This is a genomic window from Oceaniglobus sp. K40-3 (assembly GCF_055808395.1).
On the sequence record NZ_JBVVRW010000005.1, the window covers coordinates 119,092 to 138,856 of the forward strand.

Annotated in this window: 14 protein-coding genes and 2 pseudogenes; 8 read left to right on the plus strand and 8 right to left on the minus strand. The window is 60.9% G+C overall.

The genetic code is table 11. The features are described from left to right. Positions 1-2: 2 nt before the first annotated feature. The 8 genes and pseudogenes from AC0L7P_RS22460 to AC0L7P_RS22495 all read right to left on the minus strand — a co-directional run bounded on the left by AC0L7P_RS22460 (position 3) and on the right by AC0L7P_RS22495 (position 9,618). Entirely contained in the window at positions 3-1,076 is a 1,074-nt protein-coding gene (locus AC0L7P_RS22460; RefSeq protein WP_473436345.1) for an ABC transporter permease, read from the minus strand. Next, a complete protein-coding gene (locus AC0L7P_RS22465; RefSeq protein ID WP_473436346.1) occupies positions 1,076-2,674 on the minus strand; it encodes an ABC transporter substrate-binding protein in 1,599 nt (532 codons plus the stop codon). The genes AC0L7P_RS22460 and AC0L7P_RS22465 overlap by 1 nt, the downstream gene beginning before the upstream one ends. Positions 2,675-2,790: 116 nt before the next feature. Beyond that, a pseudogene (locus tag AC0L7P_RS22470) lies at positions 2,791-4,217 on the minus strand (amidohydrolase). A gap of 538 nt (positions 4,218-4,755) precedes the next feature. Then, positions 4,756-5,645, minus strand: a pseudogene (locus AC0L7P_RS22475) (dihydrodipicolinate synthase family protein). 121 nt (positions 5,646-5,766) lie between these two features. After that, positions 5,767-6,576, minus strand: a complete 810-nt coding sequence (locus AC0L7P_RS22480) for an amino acid ABC transporter ATP-binding protein (RefSeq protein ID WP_473436385.1) — start codon at positions 6,574-6,576, stop codon at positions 5,767-5,769. Positions 6,577-6,608: 32 nt separating this feature from the next. Next, positions 6,609-7,343: an amino acid ABC transporter permease gene (locus AC0L7P_RS22485; RefSeq protein WP_473436347.1), complete on the minus strand. Its 735-nt coding sequence runs from the start codon at positions 7,341-7,343 to the stop codon at positions 6,609-6,611. A gap of 67 nt (positions 7,344-7,410) precedes the next feature. Then, positions 7,411-8,265: an ABC transporter substrate-binding protein gene (locus AC0L7P_RS22490; RefSeq protein ID WP_473436348.1), complete on the minus strand. Its 855-nt coding sequence runs from the start codon at positions 8,263-8,265 to the stop codon at positions 7,411-7,413. Between the two features lie 48 nt (positions 8,266-8,313). Further along, complete coding sequence (locus AC0L7P_RS22495) at positions 8,314-9,618, minus strand: M20 family metallopeptidase (RefSeq protein ID WP_473436349.1); 1,305 nt, start codon at positions 9,616-9,618, stop codon at positions 8,314-8,316. Between the two features lie 344 nt (positions 9,619-9,962). Between AC0L7P_RS22495 and AC0L7P_RS22500 the strand changes: the two genes are divergently transcribed. The 8 genes from AC0L7P_RS22500 to AC0L7P_RS22535 all read left to right on the plus strand — a co-directional run bounded on the left by AC0L7P_RS22500 (position 9,963) and on the right by AC0L7P_RS22535 (position 19,746). After that, positions 9,963-10,619 carry a GntR family transcriptional regulator gene (locus AC0L7P_RS22500; RefSeq protein ID WP_473436386.1) on the plus strand — a complete coding sequence of 219 codons (657 nt, stop codon included), beginning with the start codon at positions 9,963-9,965 and terminating at the stop codon, positions 10,617-10,619. A gap of 448 nt (positions 10,620-11,067) precedes the next feature. Further along, a complete protein-coding gene (locus tag AC0L7P_RS22505; RefSeq protein ID WP_473436350.1) occupies positions 11,068-12,090 on the plus strand; it encodes a phosphotriesterase family protein in 1,023 nt (340 codons plus the stop codon). Between the two features lie 26 nt (positions 12,091-12,116). After that, positions 12,117-12,317, plus strand: a complete 201-nt coding sequence (locus AC0L7P_RS22510; RefSeq protein WP_473436351.1) for a hypothetical protein — start codon at positions 12,117-12,119, stop codon at positions 12,315-12,317. Between the two features lie 9 nt (positions 12,318-12,326). After that, positions 12,327-15,188 (plus strand): FAD-dependent oxidoreductase, encoded by a 2,862-nt coding sequence (locus AC0L7P_RS22515; RefSeq protein ID WP_473436352.1) that lies wholly within the window; start codon positions 12,327-12,329, stop codon positions 15,186-15,188. A gap of 16 nt (positions 15,189-15,204) precedes the next feature. Continuing rightward, on the plus strand, positions 15,205-15,618 hold the full coding sequence (locus AC0L7P_RS22520) for a DUF3830 family protein (RefSeq protein WP_473436353.1): 414 nt from the start codon (positions 15,205-15,207) through the stop codon (positions 15,616-15,618). A 452-nt stretch (positions 15,619-16,070) separates the two neighbouring features. Continuing rightward, a complete protein-coding gene (gene tal, locus AC0L7P_RS22525; protein ID WP_473436354.1) occupies positions 16,071-17,156 on the plus strand; it encodes a transaldolase in 1,086 nt (361 codons plus the stop codon). 5 nt (positions 17,157-17,161) lie between these two features. Then, positions 17,162-18,814, plus strand: a complete 1,653-nt coding sequence (gene pgi / locus AC0L7P_RS22530) for a glucose-6-phosphate isomerase (RefSeq protein ID WP_473436355.1) — start codon at positions 17,162-17,164, stop codon at positions 18,812-18,814. Next, entirely contained in the window at positions 18,814-19,746 is a 933-nt protein-coding gene (locus tag AC0L7P_RS22535; RefSeq protein ID WP_473436356.1) for a 2-deoxy-5-keto-D-gluconate 6-phosphate aldolase domain-containing protein, read from the plus strand. The genes pgi and AC0L7P_RS22535 overlap by 1 nt, the downstream gene beginning before the upstream one ends. Positions 19,747-19,765: the final 19 nt, after the last annotated feature.

Here is a 19,765-nt window from a genome sequence, read left to right on the forward strand (position 1 = left end):
GCTCAGCGGGTGCGCGGGTCGATCACGCGATAAAGCAGATCGCAGATCAGGTTCAGCACGACAAAGATCACACCGATCACCAGCGTACAGCCAACAACAGAGTTCATATCGCCCGACAGCAGGGAATTGGTCAGATACCGCCCGAAACCCGGCCAGGCAAAGACGGTTTCGGTCAGCACCGCCCCCTCGAGCAGAAAGGCATAGGACAGCGCCACGACGGTGATCACCTGTACCGCGATGTTGCGGAAAACATGGGTCCAGACGATGCGCCAGCGCCCGATGCCCTTGGCCCGGGCCGCGATCACGTATTCCTGCTCAAGCTGGTCGATCATGAAGGTCCGGGTCATCCGGCTGATATAGGCCAGCGCGCTTAGCGCAAGGATCAGCGCCGGCAGGATCAGGTGGCTCAAGACATTTCCGAAGACTTGCCAGTTCCCGCTGAGCGCCGCATCGATCAGGTAAAACCCGGTGACCGTTTGCAGGTCAAATTCATAGATCATGTCGATCCGACCCGGCCCACCGACCCACCCCAGAACCGAATAAAACAGCACCAGCCCCATCAGGCCCAGCCAGAAATTCGGCGCGGAATACCCAAGCAGCGACACGATCCGCGCCACATGGTCGATGAACGAGTTGCGATAGACCGCCGCGACCACGCCCAGAGGCACACCGATGCCCGTACCGATCAGCATGGCAAGGGTGGCAAGCTCCATTGTTGCGGGAAACACGCGGATGATTTCATCGGCCACGGGCCGCCCCGACAACAGGGAATTGCCCAGATCGAAATGCAGCAAGCTCCAGAGGTAATCGGCAAACTGCACCAGAATGGGCCGGTCCAGCCCCATCTTGGCCGACAGGGCGTCATAGGCCTGTTGCGTGGCATTGTCGCCGAGGATCGCCAGAATCGGATCGATCGGCAACATCCGCCCGATCAGAAAGGTCAGCGCCGCCAGCCCGATCAGGGTGACCATCACCGAAACGAGCCGCTTGAACACCCCGATCACCCGCAGCAGGAACAAAGCCCTGCTGTGAGCGGCGCCAGAGCGCGGATCCGCCATGGTTCCCGTATCTGCCATCACTTGTGTGCCATTCCATAATAGACTTGGAAACCGTTCCAGGTCCAATCCTTGAGGTCGGCGCGCGTGGCGGCCACGAAATAGGTCTGGAACATTACTGCCAGTTCTCCTGTCTGCATCCAGTTTTTCTGAAGTTGGGCATACATTGCCCTGCGTTTTTCGGGGTCGGGTTCGACCGCGGCGGCCATGACCGTTTCGTTCATTGCCGCGTCATAGAACGATGCGCGCCACGACGGGTATTGGGTGGCCTGGGCCTCGTCGCTGTTGTCGGGGTTGTAGACCAGACGCGAGGCATTGCCATGGGCATCGGGAACGGTGGTTTGCCAGGTCTTGATCCCGCTCTGGAAATCCCGCCCGCGAACCTTGGCAAAGAATTGGGCATTGGCCATCTGTTCGATGTTGAACGTGATGCCCACTTCTGATGCATTCTGCTGAACGTGCTGGGCCAGCGCCGCAGACCAGGCCAGCGACCCGACATAGATCGTCGCCTCAAACCCGTCGGGATAGCCCGCTTCGCTTAGCAATTTCCGCGCCATGGCCGTATCGAGCGAAAACGGCAGGGCCTCGTCGCGGGACAGTGCCCCAAAAGCCCCGGATTGGGCAAAACTCTGCCAGGGGGTGCCGAGATATTTCATCACCGTATCGGCCAGGGCATCATAATCGATCAGGTATTTCATCGCCAGACGCACCTTGGGATCGTCGAAAATCTGATCGGCGGTGTTGAATGTCCAATAAAGGATCTGCGGCTTGAGGGCCGAACTGATATTGATGTCCGGGCTGGTTTCCATCTCGCGCAGATCGTCCGGGGTCAGATCCCGCGCGATATCGACATCGCCATTTTCAAGCATCAGGCGCTGGGTTCCGGTTTCCGCCACATGGCGGATAAAAACCCGATCGAGTTCGGGTTTCTGGCCAGCGTAATTTTCGTTCGCCTGCAACACCACCGTTTCACCCTGGTTCCACTGGGCAAGCTGATAGGGGCCGTAACAGGCCATCTTGTCTTTCAGATAGGCATTGGCGAAATCGCCGTCCTGCTCGTGTTTTTTCAAAAACACGCTGTCGAGGGTGGCTGCCACACGGTTCGCGGCGATGGCCTGCAACAACAACGAGGTTGGATACAGGTCTTCGAATTTCAACACCAGCGTATGATCGTCAGAGGCGGTGATCCGGTCATCCATGTTTTCGGTGGTAAAGCCGTATTCCGTCAGGGTCGCGGCATTGCCATACCCCAAAGACAGCACCCGGCGCAGCGACCATACCGTATCCTGGGCGCGCACCGGATTGCCCGAGGGAAACACCGCGTTGCGGGCCAGATGAAAGGTCAGCGTCTTGCCGTCCTCCGAGACATCCCAGCTTTCGGCCAGCGCGGGCAGCACCTCGGCCTCGTCCGCGGGGTTGAAGGTGCCAAGAAAGGCGCAGGTGTTCTGCAACAGTTCATTGGTCACGACTTCACCAACCTGCGCGGGGTCGAATGTCGAGATGGAATCGATGTTCCATGCCATGACCAGGGCATTCGCCGGCGTTTCGGCCTGTGCCGCCGAAGCGGCAAGCATTGTGGCCAAGGTTAGCGAGCTTATACGAAAACGATTATGTTTCATGTGCTTAGTCCTTTTCCCTGTTGGTGGAACAACGGCCGGATGGTTTGTCCCCCGGTCCGGCTGCGCCGCCGCACTGATGATTCGATGCGACAGCGAGACTTGCGCTGGCCGAGGGCTTATCCCTTCGCCGGGCGAGGTTTGAGCGGCGGGCGCACATCATCGGGGATCGGACAGATATAGGGTTCTGCCGCCAGACGGTTCTGGTGATCCTCCTTGGCGCGGGCCACCAGAGTTTCATCCGCATAAAGCATCCGCGCGGTCGCCCCCATGACCTTGGCGGCATAGATCATGCCCTTGTGGGCGGCGGGCGCCTTGCCCTGCGCCGTGATCTGCCAACTGTGGCCCGGCGTGCCGATGGCATGGGTTGCCACACGCGCCTGCACCGTGGGCACCGCCCAGGATACATCAGCCACATCGGTAGAGCCCATCATCTTGTCGCCACGGTTTTCCAGGGGCACCACGTAATCGCAAAGGGGTTCCTTGCTGCGGGGCTTCAGGCCCACCGAGATATAGTTGGCGGCGATATCCTCGGCGGACAGCGTGGCCTGGATTTCGGCGGCATATTTGCGGTCGGCCTCGTCAAAGGGCACGCCACCCAGCGTGTCCATCGCCAGTTGCATGGCCTCTTCCATCGGCGTGTTGCCCAGCATGTTGGATACCGCCGACATGATCGAGATATCCACCTTGGTTTCGGTCATCATTGCCGCGCCTTCGGCGATCAGGCGCACGCGGTCGTTCAGGGCCATCATCCCCGCCAAGGTGGTAGAGCGGATGGCATAGCGTGTCTTGGCCTTGCCCTGCACCACGTTGGGCGCGGTTCCCCCCGCGTCGAGATAGGCATAATGGATACGGCTTTCCTGCGGGACATGTTCGCGCAAATACTGCACACCCACGTTCATCAGCTCGGCCGCGTCCAGCGCCGAACGGCCCAGATGCGGCGCGGCGGCGGCATGGCTTGAACGGCCGGTGAATTCAAAATCCATCCGCGTGTTGGCAAGGCTTTCGGCCTCGTCCACCTTGGTCATGCCCGCCGGATGCCAGGTGATCGCGGCATCCACATCGTCAAAGGCGCCATCACGCACCATGAAAGCCTTGGCCGCGCCGCCCTCTTCGGCGGGACAACCGTAATATCGCACCCGCCCGGGGGTGCCGGTCTCCTCCAGCCAATCCTTGAGCGCGCAAGCGGCCAGAAGGGCGGCAGAGCCGAGCATGTTATGCCCGCAGCCATGACCGTTTCCGCCGGGCTCGATCGGGCGGGGTTCGGCGATGTTGGCTTCCTGGCTCAACCCGGGCAGGGCATCATATTCTCCGAGGATGGCAATCACCGGCCCCCCCTGCCCGCTTCGCCCATGACCGCCGTTGGAATGCCGGCAATCTCTTCGGTCACAACAAACCCCTTGTCGCGCAGCACGGTGGTGTGTTCGGCACAGGATCGGTATTCGGCATAAAGCGTTTCCGGCATTCCCCAGACCCGGTCCGAAAGCTCGACCAGATCGTCCTGATGGCTTTCCACGTGCTGCCAGATTGGCTCGGCGTTTTGCATGATGTTATCCCGCTAGATCTATCATTTCGTTTCACGGTACTGTCGGCGCGGGGGCAATTCCTGTCCAATGAAGAAGCGCACATATTTTAGTCGATAAGGGAATAAGGGCGCCCGATCAGGCACGCCGAAACGATGGCGCGACAGCGCCAGCGTTGACTTCTCCTCATGGGTGATCAAATACGATCCTGTGATGGCTTTGGCAGTCCGCGCGCCAGGCACAGGATATTCAGCGCATCACCAATGGCATCGACAAGGGCCAGATTATCAGCAGATGCTGCAATTTTGAAACCCGCCGGCCCCCGGCGCCATGCCTGCGGAAAGAACCCTGACCGCATTCCCCCACGCAATGTTTGCCGGATCCACAAACTGTGCTGTGGTCGAAAAGCCCGGTCTATATCCCGTCGCGGTAATTGGTATTGTGACGGGACAAGAGAAACCAGAACGGGTTCCCCCATGACGGTCCGCGCAGAGGTTGGGTACTGTCGTCAATCTGCTCACCGGCGGTCGCTGCGTGCAGCAACTGCCGGGAAAACTGCATTTAAGGTTTGAGGCTAAGCCCCGCTGCGGTCAACGCGGCGCGAACATTGTCAATCTCGGCCTTGGGGGTGGGGAGACGGGGTGCGCGGGGGTCACCAGCCGCATGGCCCAGCATTGTCAGCGCGGTCTTGGTCGCCGAGACATAGCGGTGGCCACCGACCAGCCGGATCACCGGCAGAATTTGCCGATAAAGCGCGCGGGCGGCGTCGATATCCTGTTCATCAACCGTCAGTTCAAACAGCCGCGAGAATTCGCGCGGCATCACGTTCGAGCCGACGGCGACCCACCCCTGCGCCCCGTTCATGAAGGATTCAAATCCCATGATACCGCCAAATACCGTCATCCGGTCGCCGCACAGGTCCAGAATGTCCCGCACGCGGGTGACATCCATCGTCGATTCCTTGATGTAATCGACCCCGGGGATCATCGAAAGGCGCGCCACGATATCGGGCGTCAGATCGACGTTGGCTGTCGCGGGGTTGTTGTAGAGCATGATCGGGATCGTAATCGCTTCGGCGATGCGACGGTAATGCTCGTACAATTCGTCTTCGGTCGGGGTCGAATAAAAGGGGGAATGATCATCACGCCATCGGCGCCCAGATCCTGAGCCTGGCGTGAATAGCGGATCACATCATCGGTATTCTCTGCACCGGTTCCGATCAATACCGGCACCCGGCCAGCGACCGTGTCAATCACACATTTGGCGACATCGCGGCGTTCGCTGTCGGTCATCGACAGAAATTCGCCGGTCGATCCCAGCGGGACCAACCCGTGGATTCCTTCACCAACCTGCCATTCGGTATAGCGCGCCATCGCGCCCAGATCGATAGCGCCATCGGCGTCGAACGTCGTCACCATTACGGAAAACGTACCCCGGATCCGGTTGACCATTTAAACACTCCTTCAGGGTAAGCAGCCGCAACGCGGTGTTGCGAACAAGGTTCTGTTATGCCCCGAAACAAATCCGGGATCGTAAATTCAAGGTTCATGGGCGCAAGCGGCAGCCGTGATCCTAATGCTTGAGTATCTTGGACAGGAACAGCTGCGTATGCTCGCTTTTGGGCGCGTTGAAAAACGTCTCGGGGTCGGCCTCCTCGACGATCTTGCCGCCATGCATCAACACGACGCGGTCGGCGGCGGCGCGGGCAAAACCCATTTCATGGGTCACGACGATCATCGTCATGCCCTGCCGCGACAGATCGACCATCACGTCCAGAACCTCTGAAATCATCTCGGGGTCGAGCGCCGAAGTCGGTTCGTCAAACAGCATGACCTTGGGTTTCATTGCCAGCGCCCGCGCGATGGCGACACGTTGTTGTTGCCCACCTGACAGTTGGGAAGGATAGGCGTTGCCCTTTTCCGGCAGCCCGACGCGGTCCAGAAGCTCCCGCGCTTCGCTCACTGCGGTGGTGCGGTCCACCCCCATGATCTTGACGGGTCCAACGATGATGTTGTCCAGCACACTGAGATGGGGAAACAGGTTGAAGCTCTGGAACACCATACCCAGATCCCGCCGCTGGATCGAGATCTGTTTGTCGCTCAGCGGCACCATCTTGCCGCCGCTGCCCTTGCGAAAGCCGATCAGATGATCGCAGGCGGTGATTGACCCACCATCGATCGTTTCAAGGTGGTCGATGCAGCGCAACAGCGTCGATTTTCCAGAACCCGAGCGCCCGGCGATCACGATCACCTCGCCCTGATGGACGGTCAGCGATACGTCCTTGAGCACCTCGACCCCGTGAAAGGACTTGGCCAGGTTCCTGATTTCGACAATCGGTTCGCCCAGTTGGCGCGGTTTCTCGACGGGGGTCACGTTCGGCATGTCGGTCATGTCGGTCCTCCTTGGGGCGGCGCTCATATCTGGTTGGCGACGGGTTGTTTCAGCGTGTCGTCGCCGTCTTGCTGGCTGTCGGGCTTGCCGGCGGGGCCAAAGGGTTTGTCGTAGTGATTTTCCAGCCGCTGCTGGATCTGTCCCCAGATCGTGGTCAGAAGAATGTACCAACAGGCCGCAACCAGATAGACTTCGAGCACGCGGAATTCGATCTGCGCAAGCTGTTGCGCGTGGCGCAACAGCTCTTCCATCGAGATGACCGAGGCCAGCGACGTGGTTTTCAGCATCAGGTTGAACTGGTTCCCCAGTGGCGGAATGATGACGCGGATTGCCTGTGGCACGATCACAATGCGCATCCGCTGTGCCCAGGTCATTCCCAGGGCGCATGATGCATCCTCTTGCCCCTTGTTGACCGACATGATGCCGGATCGGACAATTTCAGCGAAATAGGCGCCTTCGTGCAGTGACAGGGCCAGAATTGCGGATTCGATCACCCCCAGCCGGATGCCCACCTGCGGCAGGCCCGTATAGATAATGACCATCTGCACCAAAAGCGGTGTGCCCCGCCAAAGCCAGATATAGGTATTGGCGATCAAACGCACGAACCGGGTCTTTGACATCTTCATGAAGGCGAGGATCACCCCCAGGGTGACGCCGATGACCATTGACACCACGGCAAGCCAGACGGTTGTCCAAACGCCTTCGACCATGTAGCCGCTGAAAAGGTATTGGAAGAAGTACTCCCAGCTCCATTGCATATTGCGCAGTCCTTATCTTGGGACGGTCAGGGGGCCGGATGGCCCCCGCCCGCAGGGAGAACGTGGATCAGGAATCGGGGTTGTAGTGATATTCGAACTTGCCCGACCAGTCCTTCCATTTGTCGACCTTGGTCGCGCCCGAATCTTTCATCAGCTTGTCATAGGTGCCGTCCTCCAGCATCTCGTTGAGCGCGGCGACAACCGCTTCGGCAGTCGAGGTTTCGTCCACCGCCATCGTGGTCGCAGTGCCGGCCAACAGGCCAGTGGCCGCCATCGCGAATTGCCCGCGCTTTTGATAATAGGCGCCGGTGCTGTCAGCGGCAAAAATCGCATCCACCTGACCCGCGCCAAGGGCAAGGAAGGCATCGCCGTAATTGTTGAAGACACGGATATCCATGGGATCCATGCCTTTCGCGATCTGTTCGTCGTTCAGCGCGCGCAGCTGCTTTTCCTCGGCACCGGCGATTTCAACCCCGACGACGCGTCCGGCCAGATCCTCGGGGCCCTTCAGGCCAAGCGGATTTCCGCCCTGGGCGATCATCGCCAGTGCAACCACCCGGACCGGGATCAGGTGCATGATCTTGGTGCGATCAGGGGTATAGAACAGCCCGGTATTGATCATATCCCAGCGGTTCGAGGCGAGGCCGGGAATCTGCACTTCAAAGCTGACGTTGACATACTTGGGCTCAAGGCACATGCGCTTGGCGATCTCGTCGCCCATGTCGCGGTTGAGCCCCATCAATTCACCGTCGCTGTTGATGAACTGGATGGGCGGCAATGTCGCGTTGATCGACATGGTCAATTTACCCGCTTCGACCAGCGGCAGGTTTTCGGGACACTCCATGGCCAAAAGCGGTTGGGCCATAACCGCCGCACACGTCGCGGCGGCCGCCAGGGTGAATTTGTTTCTCAGGGTGCTCATAGTTTGTTTACTCCCGTTGGTTGAGTTATGCCTGTTTTTCAGGCGTCTTTATTGGCCGGTATTGGCTGTGCGGGGACGCGCGCACCAATTGGTGACGACGTCGGTGGTGGCTTTCACCATCCGATGAAAATCTTCCACGTCGACCCATTCGTCGCGCTTTTCGTTCTGGGTCAGATCACCGCAAAGACAGCCAAAGGCGACGGTGGGGATGCCCTTTTCGACGGCCGGATTGCGGATGTCGCTGGCCATGTGCAGCGGGTTGACGAAGGGGCCTTTGCCGGTCGCCTTCGTAACTGCGTCGCTGGTCACGCGGTAAAGCGGATGATCTTCGGGCACTTCGGCGCCGGTCGCACCGGCCAGCCATTCCAGCGACGGGCGGTGGTCGGCCATCCACGGATCGGCATTGAAACAGGCGTTCAGGGCTGCCTCGACCTCATTCTGAACCTCTTGCATGCTCTCTTGCGGGGGGAACGTAATGGAAAGACCCAATTCGCAGGTTTCGGGCACACGCGAGAATTTGGCGGCGCTGCCACTGTTGAAATACGACACGAGAATATTGGTCGACCGGCCAACGAAGGCGTCGATCTGCGGATGGCTGATCCGGGCCGCCCGCGCCTCTGACAGATCGTGCAATGCGGCGATGATCACCGTTGCCTTGTCTACCGCGTTGATGGCCCGATGCGACGACGCTGTGTGGCTGGGTTCTTCCGTGTCCGGCAGTTGTCCAGGGACGGTGATCTTCAGATCCAGATAGCCCGGCGTCACCGCCTTGATTTCCTGCATGCCGACACCGGATTCGGCGGGGTGCAGATACAATCCCGCATCCGCCGAAAGCCCGTCATACAACAGGGCAGCAACCCCGCGTGCGTTCTTCTTGCTGGGGGTGCTGGCAAAGACGACAGTGCCCAGTGTTTCGCCAGAACGCGCCGCCTCTTCGATGGCAAGAACGGCGGCGGCGCATCCGGCCAGATCGTCAGCGACGCCCCAACCGTGGATGCGCCCGTTGTCGATTGTTCCGGCAAACGGATCACGGGCCCAGCCGTGATCGGGCTGAAATACCTCGCCGTCGGGGTGCGCAAAAACCAGAAGGCTGCATTTATCCGGGTCGCCGACATAGGTTCCGACAACAGCGGTTCGCACGCCCGACGCCTGTTTCTTTCCGACACCGAAATCGCCGATCACCGGAACGGTCGACGGGTCATAGGTCAGATCGGAAATATCGCACCCCACTGTTGCCAACCGGTCGGCGATCACCTTCTGTACCGCAGATTCGCCGTCAGCCTGTGCGCCGATCAGATCCTGCAGGAATGAGATGGCACGCGTTTCAGCGTTGGCGGAACTGTTATCGATCATTGCATTCACCCATTTAGGACACCGTCGGTATACAAAGCATGACCAAAATTTCCTGCAACGCAATGTTTTTCTTTGGCGACCACCTAGGATTTTCACGCTGCACTGCGGCATCACGTCGCGATCATGACCCGTTTTCCGGCTAATTTTGATGATTTGCGTGCCATTTCACCCCCGAAATAGCGTTTCGTGGAGACCAACGCTGATTTGCCGGTATACAGACAGAGAACATTTCCAGTATAGATTTTCAGCAAGACTGTTGAAAATACATGCGCTGTCAAAAGCTCTCCGCGCCTGGCGAGCGTTAGCCAAATAGGAATGGTTCGGTGAATCAGCAAACAACTGAAATGAAATCTTCCAGGATTACGCCGCGACCGGCATCGCGGAAATTGTCGGACCTTGCCTATGAAACGCTGGCAGCAATGATTCGCGAACGTAAACTGAAAAGTGGCGAGGCCGTTGTCGAACAACACCTTGCAGAACATCTGGGTCTGTCGCGCACCCCTCTGAGGCAGGCGTTGCAGCGCCTTGAGATCGAGGGCCTTCTGGTCAAGTCTGGCGGGCGTTCCCACGTCGTGCGCAAGGTCAGCATCGCCGAGTATCTGCAAAGTCTGCGCGTGCGCGAAATACTCGAACCCGAAGCTGCGTTCCTCGCGGTCGATCGCGTCAGCCCCGAAGAGCTTGACGATGCGCGCCGTGTGCTCGCCAGCCTTCGGGCGACGCGCCCCTATGATTTTCTCGAACACTGGAAATGCGACGATCTGGTTCACGAACTCTTCATCCGCAATTGTAGCAACGAGGTGATGCAGGCCACGCTCACGTCGTTGCGGATCACCACACAATTGTTCGAGATTGATCGGCTGACCGACCGGCTGGACCCGGATTCCCGCGAACATGACGCCATACTCGACGCGTTGGAACAAAAGGATGGCAAGCTGGTCCGCCGCGCTGTGGCCACACATATCCGGTCGTTGATAAAATCGGCGATCGCCGCCATCGCGTGACGTGATGGCCCATCCATTCTGAAACCTGAAACCGGGGCCGACCAATGCCACCGGCGTGATCGGGGTGCGGTACCAATGCCGAAACGGTCAGGATTGTCCTTGTGATCGGGCGGCGCATGGTGCCCCCGCCCCTGACTTCTCCCATGGTTGGCGGCAGGCCAGCGGCATCCCTGCTCCAGATCACCGTCGTCTTTTCAGGGCGGACAATCACCATTGTGCAAAACCGAATCCGCCACATTCACCATGCTGAATCCCAGAATTCTGTTGCGTGCGGGGCGACGCTCGGTATTACTATGGTATACAATCAGTGCGCAAACTTGAGACTGATCGGAGAAATGCAATGGCCAACAAATTGGATGCGCTGACCTTGCTGCACCGCAGGTCCGGCGCCGAATTGGATGTCATACCGACCAACAACCGTTGACAGCACCCAAAGCGGATAACAACCATGCAAGATAAAGTTCGAACCGTTGAAGGTGACATACCGGCCCAAGACATTGGCCCCGTCGCGTTTCATGAACATCTGCTGTTTGACATCGCCGGGCCCGGCGCCGGGCCGGGAACACCCATTGATATCACCAACCGTTGGCAAACTGATTATCTGTCCAACGCCAATCCCGCCAATGCGCGCCAGACCAGCGCAGAGGTGGCGGCGACGGAACTCGGTGCATTTGCGGCGGATGGTGGCGGTCTTCTGGTTGATCAGTCGGTGATAGGGCTGGGCCGCGATCCTGAGGGACAGCGCGCCGCCGCCCGCGCATCAGGCGTGCGCGTGGTCGCCGCGACAGGCACCTATACCGCACCCTATCTTGACGCGCGCATCATGACGATGACCGAGGGCGCACTGGCGGATCTGTTCAGCGCCGAGATCGTCGAGGGCATGGATGGCACCGGCATTCGTGCGGGGCTGATCGGGGAAATCGGATGTTCCTGGCCCCTTGAACCGGTCGAGCGCCGCGCCCTTGTCGCCGCCGCTGATGCGCAGCGCCGCACCGGTGCCGCGATCAGCGTTCATCCCGGCCGCCATCCGCAGGCCTGCGGCCAGATTCTCGATATCCTGCAAGAGGCTGGTGGCGATCTGTCGCGCGTCGTGCTGTGTCACATGGACCGGACGCACCCTGACGGCACCGGAATCGAGCCGCTGCTCGACCGGGGCGCCTGTGTCGAATGGGATTTCTTCGGCATCGAGCAATCCCATTACTGGATGGGCAAAGTCGAGCTTCCCACCGATCTTGGCCGCCTGCGCCTGATTGGCGATCTGGCCGCGCGCGGCTTTGGCGACCAGATCTTGATATCCCATGATATCTGCACCCGGACCCGCCTGACCCATCTGGGCGGTCATGGCTACGGCCACATCCTGCGCAACATGCCCCCTTTGATGAATCGGCTTTCCTTTCCGCCCGACCTCATCAATGCGCTGACCCGCCGGACGCCCTTGCGCCTGCTGACCTTGGGCGAAACGCGAACATGACGCGCCGCAGCGATAGATTTTCAGCGATGGCTTCGCCATTCGGCCGCAACGGCGCGCTGAACTCTGGTTGTCTGGCCACCTTTGCGGATTGGCCGCAACATCAGGGAATCCACGGGCGGGTTCCGCCGGGTTCGACCGCAGAATTCTTTCCCATGACCGACGCCCGGACAGGCGATCTGCGGCAAAGCCTGCGCGATACGGGTGTTTGCCTGAAAGACGGAGGCTGAGGAGGTTTCATGCTGGGGTCGCGTTTCAGTTTCACGTTCGACGGTCGAAAGATAACGGCCCGCCCCGGTGATTCCATCGCCTCTGCCCTGCGCTCTGCCGGGATCGACAGGCTGGGCACGCGAATGTCGGGCGCCGCACGCGGTGTTTATTGTGGCATGGGCGCTTGTCAGGATTGTCTGGTCACGGTCGACAGAGAACGCTCGGTGCGCGCCTGCATGACAGAGGCGCAGCCTGGCGCCGATGTGCGCACTCAGGACGACAACACCGGTGAATTTGGCGGCGCCGGTGACAATGCGCAACCGGTGCAGGACCGTGCGTTCGATTGCCTGATCGTCGGCGCCGGGCCTGCGGGCCTTGAGGCGGCGATTTCTGCCGCCGGGGCGGGATTGTCCGTCCTGGTCGTCGATGAGCGGGGCGCCCCTGGCGGACAGTATTTCAAACCCCCAAGCGAGGGCGCACGCAAGCAAGGACGCGATGCTCAGCACCGGGCCGGAGACGCATTGCGCCGCCGGTTTGCAGACTGCGGCGCCGAACTCGTGTCCGAGGCTTCGGTCTGGTTTGCCCGCGCGGATCAAGGCACATTCGTCCTGCGATTTGGGCTGAATGACACCGAAACCCGGGTATCCGCCACAACGGTCATTCTTGCCACTGGCGCCTACGAAAAGCCCGCGCCAGTGCCGGGCTGGTGTGCCCCGGGGGTCATGACGATCGGGGCCGCACAAACCTTTGCCCGGCGTTACGGCGTGGCACCGGGGCGGCGCGTGCTGATCGCCGGTCAGGGGCCATTGGGGCTGCAACTGGCGGTCGAACTGCTTGGGATCGGGGCTGATGTTGTCGCAGTGGCGGAACGTGGTGCCATGGCACCGCATCTTTTGGCGCGCACCGCCCTGGCCAGTCCGCGACTGGCCGCCACGGGCGCCGGTTACCTTTTGCGACTGAGGCGCGCGCGTGTACCGGTTTTGCGCAGCACCGAAGTCACGAACATTGGTCCACCGGATGCGGATGACGGTTTGCGCGACGTGACATTGGCCGCAATCGACGGCTCGGCACCACGCCATCTTCGCGCCGACGTCGTATGCATGGGCGACGGGTTTCTGCCACAGATCGAGCTGGCCCGGCTGTTGGGTTGCCCGTTAGAGCGCGATTCCAGCGGCATCGCCACAATTCGCCGGACCAAAGACGGTGCGACAGACGTTTCCGGGCTTTGGGTTGCCGGGGATGGCGGCGGGCTGGGTGGTGCGCAGGCGGCGCAGGCGCAGGGCCGGCTGGCTGGCTTGGCTGCGGCACGTTATCTGGGAAAGGTGGCGCCGCAGGATGAAGACGCACTTCGCCGGTTGCGCCGCGCGCGCCGGTTTCAAACTGCGCTGTGGTCGGCCTATGCCGCGCCGGTCCGCAAACCGCCCACGGGTGCCACGCTTGTCTGTCGCTGCGAATCCGTGAACGCGGGGCAGATCGAGGCGGCCATCGACACCGGCGCCCACGACCCCGGCGCGATCAAGCGGGCCACACGCTGTGGGATGGGGCGCTGTCAGGGGCGGTTTTGCACCGCCACGATGCTTGGCATGCTGGAAGCGCGGGGTATCGCGGTGGCACCTTCCGGGTTCGCCGCGCCGCAGATCCCCGCGCGCCCTGTCAAGGCAAACCTGTTGACCCGCGAAAAACCCGAATGGGGTGGTCACCGCGAGGCCCGCCCATCGGCCCGGCCCGAACCGCCCGAAACCTCGCCTGTGCCTGTGGATCACGTCGATGTTCTGGTGATCGGGGCGGGGGTGACCGGGCTTGCCGCCGCGCGCCATGCGGCGCTTTCGGGCGCATCCGTTCTGTGCATTGATCGCGGACGAGCAGGGGCAGAGGCATCGGGTGGCAACGCAGGCAGCCTGCACCTGCAACTGCTGTCGTGGGATTTCGGCGCCAAGGCGGTCGCGGGCGGGTCGCCGGCCCTGCGCACATTGCCCTTGCAGGCGGAATCCATCGCGCTTTGGGCGGATCTGGAAAAGGCCCGGAACGGCGATTTTGGAATGAAGGTCACGGGCGGCCTGATGCTGGCCGAGAACCCCGGTCAGATCAACTTTCTTACCGCCAAGGCAAAATCCGAAGGAACGGTCGGGGTCGAGACACATGTGATCGACCAAGCCGAAATCGCCCGTATTGCACCAGCATTGTCACACCGGTTCGTCGCCGCCGCCTGGTGCCCGGGTGAGGGAAAGATCGATCCGCTTGCCGCAAATATCGCGCTGTTGGCCGCGGCGCGCGACGCGGGGGTTTTGGTGGCCGAACGGTGCCCCGCGCTCGCTATCCAACAGGTAGGCGGAGAATACGCGGTGAGAACATCCGGCGGCACCGTACACGCCAAACGTATCGTCATCGCGGCAGGCGGGTGGAGTGCGACCCTGGGCGCAATGCTTGGCAGCACGCTGCCAATTCGGGGCGCGCCGTTGCAGATGATCGTCACCGAACCGGCACCCCCGCTTGTTCCTTGCCTTGTCGCCCACGCCGACCGGCACCTGACGTTGAAACAGGCGGCGACGGGCGGATTGCTGATCGGGGGCGCCTGGCCTGCTGCGGTGAACAACGCGGGTCAGTCCGAAGTGTTGCCCGACAGCCTTGAGGGCAACCTCTGGGTCGCGGCGCGTACAGTTCCGGCCATTGCGGCGCTGTCGGTCGTTCGCAGCTGGGCGGCCATGAATATCGACATCGACGGCGCGCCGCTGGTGTCGCATCTGCCGGGGCATCCACGGGTGGTCGTTGCGGCAACGGCAAACGGCTATACCCTTGGTCCGCTGATCGGCCGCGAGGCTGCGGCGGGCCTGCTTTGTGGTCAGATGCGCGCGGATCTGGCCGAATTCGATCTCACCCGTTTTGATACATGACCTGAAAGGAAATCCCATGAACGACATCAAGATCACCGCCGGCCAATGGACCATGGAAGCCAGGCTTGAACGAGAGGCCGCGCCCGAGACATGCCGCGCGTTCGAGGCGCTGCTGCCGTGGCAGAGCCAGCTTGTTCATGTGCGCTGGAGCGGCGAAGGCGTGTGGATTCCGTTGGGCGAGCGCAAGTTCGGTCTGGACTATGAAAATCACACGAGCCATCCCGCGCCGGGGCATTTCATCTTTTATCCCGGCGGCATCAGCGAAACCGAGGTTCTGCTGGCCTATGGCGGCGTTGATTTTTCAAGCAAAATGGGGCAACTCGCCGGAAATCACTTTCTGACCGTGACCAAGGGGCTGGAATATCTGCCCGAACTTGGCCCCCACGTCCTGTGGAACGGTGCGACCGACATCCTGTTCGAAGCGATCTGAGGCGGTCGGAAAAACGGCGCCCATCCCGGCGGGGGCCGGGCCGGGCGCCCCCGCAGCGGCAAGAGCCGCCCTGAAGATTGGCTCAGACAGGATCACACCTCTGGTTCCGGGGGCTGAAAAGCGCCAACGAAAATTCCCTTTTCAGCCCTCGCCCAGAACCGGCGGCGCCCTGCCCCATGTCTGGCCATCCGGCAATCACCGCGGCGTTGGCGACGCAGACGTTCATGACATTGCTGATCGATCAAGCGCAATGACGCATGCCAGGGAAAAGCTCCGCGACTGATTTCACCTTGCGCACCCTCGCTTGCATCCTTCGGGCGCCCCGCCCGACAGTGGACAGCGCCGCAGGACGGCTTTGCGAAACTTACGGGAATGTAAGGTTCCCGCAATCCCTGTCACAGGCGGGCAACATATGTGTCGGCGTGACAATTCTTTACCGGCGGGGCGTCTCGATGAAACCGACTCAAAAGCTTCATGACCTGGGCCAAAGCCTGTGGCTCGACAGTTTCACGCGTGAAATGCTAGGCAGTGGCACGCTGAAACGCTATATCGACGAGTGGTCGGTGACAGGGTTGACATCGAACCCGACGATCCTCGGCAAGGCAATCGGGAACAGTGACGCCTATGATGACGATATCAGGCGCAAGGCCTCGTCGGGCCAATCGGCGGAAGAGCTGCTGTTCGAACTGGCGCTGGCCGATCTGGGCCATGCGGCCGATGTGTTCCGCCCGGTATTCGAGCGCACAGACGGGGTGGACGGTTGGGTGTCGCTGGAGGTTTCGCCGCTTTTGGCGCGTGACACCAAAAGCACCCTTGCGGCGGCCCGGGATCTGCATTCACGCAGCGGCAAGCCCAATCTTTTCATCAAGATCCCCGGCACGCCCGAAGGTCTGCCCGCCATCGAAGAGGCGATCTTTGCCGGCGTTCCGGTGAACGTGACGCTGCTTTTCTCGCGCGAACAATATATCGCCGCCGCAGAGGCATATATGCGCGGGATCGAACGGCGCATCGAGGCCGGATTGAACCCCGCGGTTGCCTCTGTCGCGTCGGTCTTTATCAGCCGTTGGGATGTCGCGATCGCGGGCAAGGTTCCCGACGATCTGACCGACAAGCTGGGCATCGCCATTGCGCAACGCACCCTCAAGGCCTATCGCGAACATCTGGCATCTGACCGGTTTGCCCGTGCCCAGAATTGCGGCGCGCGGCCACAACGCTTGCTTTGGGCCAGCACCGGCACCAAGAACCCCAAGGCGCCCGACACGCTGTATATTCAGGCACTGGCGGCCCCCCTGAGCATCAACACCATGCCCGAAGCCACGCTGAAAGCCTTCCACGACCACGGAAGCGTTACCGAGGGCATGGCCCCCGACGGCGGCGATTGCGAAGCGGTACTCGCCCGGTTTGCCGATGCCGGCGTGGATATCGACGCGCTTGCGACCCGGCTTCAGGATGAGGGCGCGCAATCGTTCGACACGTCCTGGAATGACCTCATGGCGCATATCGAGGGCAAGCGCGCCGAAATCGGCAAGGCAGAGTAAAACACATGGCAAGACAAGCAAACCCACCCGCCCGGTTGCGGTCCCGCCCCGCATGGGCCGCGCTGGAACGGCACCACGATGCAATCAAGGCGCTGCATCTGCGTCAGCTTTTCGCCGAGGACGCCGGACGCAGCGAGAGATTTTCGGTCGAGGGTGCCGGGATATTCCTTGACTATTCAAAGAACCGGATCACCGCGGAAACACTGACCCTGTTGTTGCAACTGGCGGAAGAATCCGGCCTGCGCGCGCATATTGACGCGATGTTTCGCGGTAACGCGATCAACGTGACGGAACAGCGGGCGGTGCTGCACACGGCCCTGCGCGCGCCCAAAGGTGCCGAAATCATGCACGAGGGCCGCAATGTTGTGCCCGATGTTCACCAGGTGCTGGACCGGATGGCGGCATTCAGCAACAAACTGCGCAGCGGCGCCTGGAAAGGCCACACCGGCAAGCGCGTCCGCAACGTCATCAACATTGGCATCGGCGGATCGGATCTTGGCCCGGTGATGGCCTGTGAGGCGCTGAAACACTACAGCGACCGCGACCTGACCCTGCGCTTTGTCTCGAACGTCGATGGCACCGATTTTGCCGAAGCCGTGCAGGGGCTGAACCCCGCCGAAACCCTGTTCATCGTGTCCTCCAAAACCTTCACCACACTGGAGACAATGACCAACGCCCACACTGCGCGCGACTGGCTGCTGGCCGCATCGGGCGGGGAGGCGGCGGCGATCGCCCAACATTTCGTCGCAGTATCCACCAACGCGGCAGAGGTCGGGAAATTCGGCATCGACACCGCAAACATGTTCGGCTTTTGGGATTGGGTCGGCGGACGTTATTCGATGGATTCGGCGATCGGGCTGTCCACCATGATCGCGGTCGGGCCCGATCATTTCCGCGCCATGCTGGACGGCTTTCATGAAATGGACGAACATTTCCGCACCGCCCCGTTCGCGCACAACCTGCCCGTCATTCTTGGCCTTCTGAGCGTCTGGTACAGCAACTTCTTTGATGCGCAGACTGTCGCCGTGCTGCCTTACGCGCAATATCTGAAACGCTTTCCGGCGTATCTTCAGCAGCTTACGATGGAGAGCAACGGCAAACATGTCACGCTGGACGGCACCCGGGTCGACTACAACACCGGGCCAATCTATTGGGGCGAACCGGGAACCAACGGTCAGCATTCCTTTTATCAGCTGATCCATCAGGGAACGCGGCTGATCCCCTGCGATTTCATCGCCTTTGCCGAGACGCTGAATCCGCTGGGCCGCCATCACGACATTCTGATGGCTAACGTCATCGCCCAAAGTGAGGCGCTGGCATTTGGCAAGACCGCCGATCAGGTCAAGGCGGAAGGGACACCGGACTGGCTGGTGGCGCACCGGCTGTTCGAGGGGAACCGCCCGTCCAACACGCTTCTGCTGGACCGGCTGACGCCCAATGCACTGGGCCGGCTTGTCGCAATTTATGAACACAGCGTGTTCACCCAAGGCACCATCTGGCAGATCGATTCATTCGATCAATGGGGGGTCGAACTGGGCAAGGCACTGGCCCAGAAGATCATTCCGCAACTTGAAGATGGGGCCGCACAGCAGCTTGTCCATGACAGTTCGACCAATGGTCTGATCCAGCGCTACCGCACATCGAAAGGCCTGATCTGATGCCCCTTGGATACGACAAGACACTGCATATTCTTCCGTTCGATCATCGCGCGTCGTTCCAAAGCAAATTGTTCGGCTGGAAGTCGCCCCTGAGCGACGCGCAGACTGCGGAAATCGCCGCTGCCAAGAGGGTTATCTATGACGGTTTCCGATCGGCGCTGGCCGGTGGCGTGGCCCCGGAAGATGCGGGAATATTGGTGGATGAGCAATTCGGCGCAGCGATCCTGCGCGACGCGAGGGCCGACCGCATCATCACCGCCTGCTGTGTCGAAAAAAGCGGGCAGGACGAATTCGATTTCGAATATGGCGCGGATTTTGGCCACCATATCGAAGCTGTCGATCCGACCTTTTGCAAGGTGCTTGTGCGCTACAACCCCGAAGGGGATCCGAAGCTGAACCGCCGGCAGGCCGCCCGGCTCAAGAGCCTGTCAGAGTATCTTGCCAAGCGCAACAAGAGCCGTTTCATGTTCGAGTTGCTGGTGCCCCCCGAGGATGTGCAGCTGAGCGGTCTGGGTGGCGATCAGAATCGTTATGACGACGAACTGCGACCCGATCTGATGATGCGCACCATCCGGGAACTGCAAGAGGCGGGCGTGGAACCCGACCTCTGGAAGATCGAAGGGCTTGATCGGCACGAGGATTGCGCCGCCATCGCCGCGACGGCACAGGCAGAAGGGCGCGATCATGTCGGCTGTATCATTCTGGGGCGGGGCGAAAACGAAGCGAAGGTCCGCGAGTGGCTAGCGGTCGCGGCCGGGGTGCCCGGTTTTGTCGGGTTTGCAGTTGGCCGTACGGTTTTCTGGGAACCGCTCAGGCAGTGGCGTGAGAACCGGATCACACGCGACGAAGCGGTTCAGCGCATCGCCACGCACTATCGCGCACTGGTCGACATATTCGAAACCGCCCGCGCACAGACCGGGCAGCGGGTGTGACCCGCAAGAACACAGCATA

Coding starts and splice junctions, on each gene's coding strand:
- AC0L7P_RS22460 (WP_473436345.1), bottom strand. CDS start 1,076: ATGGCAGATACGGGAACCATGGCGGATCCGCGCTCTGGCGCCGCTCAC.
- AC0L7P_RS22465 (WP_473436346.1), bottom strand. CDS start 2,674: ATGAAACATAATCGTTTTCGTATAAGCTCGCTAACCTTGGCCACAATG.
- AC0L7P_RS22480 (WP_473436385.1), bottom strand. CDS start 6,576: ATGCCGAACGTGACCCCCGTCGAGAAACCGCGCCAACTGGGCGAACCG.
- AC0L7P_RS22485 (WP_473436347.1), bottom strand. CDS start 7,343: ATGCAATGGAGCTGGGAGTACTTCTTCCAATACCTTTTCAGCGGCTAC.
- AC0L7P_RS22490 (WP_473436348.1), bottom strand. CDS start 8,265: ATGAGCACCCTGAGAAACAAATTCACCCTGGCGGCCGCCGCGACGTGT.
- AC0L7P_RS22495 (WP_473436349.1), bottom strand. CDS start 9,618: ATGATCGATAACAGTTCCGCCAACGCTGAAACGCGTGCCATCTCATTC.
- AC0L7P_RS22500 (WP_473436386.1), top strand. CDS start 9,963: ATGAAATCTTCCAGGATTACGCCGCGACCGGCATCGCGGAAATTGTCG.
- AC0L7P_RS22505 (WP_473436350.1), top strand. CDS start 11,068: ATGCAAGATAAAGTTCGAACCGTTGAAGGTGACATACCGGCCCAAGAC.
- AC0L7P_RS22510 (WP_473436351.1), top strand. CDS start 12,117: ATGGCTTCGCCATTCGGCCGCAACGGCGCGCTGAACTCTGGTTGTCTG.
- AC0L7P_RS22515 (WP_473436352.1), top strand. CDS start 12,327: ATGCTGGGGTCGCGTTTCAGTTTCACGTTCGACGGTCGAAAGATAACG.
- AC0L7P_RS22520 (WP_473436353.1), top strand. CDS start 15,205: ATGAACGACATCAAGATCACCGCCGGCCAATGGACCATGGAAGCCAGG.
- tal (WP_473436354.1), top strand. CDS start 16,071: ATGAAACCGACTCAAAAGCTTCATGACCTGGGCCAAAGCCTGTGGCTC.
- pgi (WP_473436355.1), top strand. CDS start 17,162: ATGGCAAGACAAGCAAACCCACCCGCCCGGTTGCGGTCCCGCCCCGCA.
- AC0L7P_RS22535 (WP_473436356.1), top strand. CDS start 18,814: ATGCCCCTTGGATACGACAAGACACTGCATATTCTTCCGTTCGATCAT.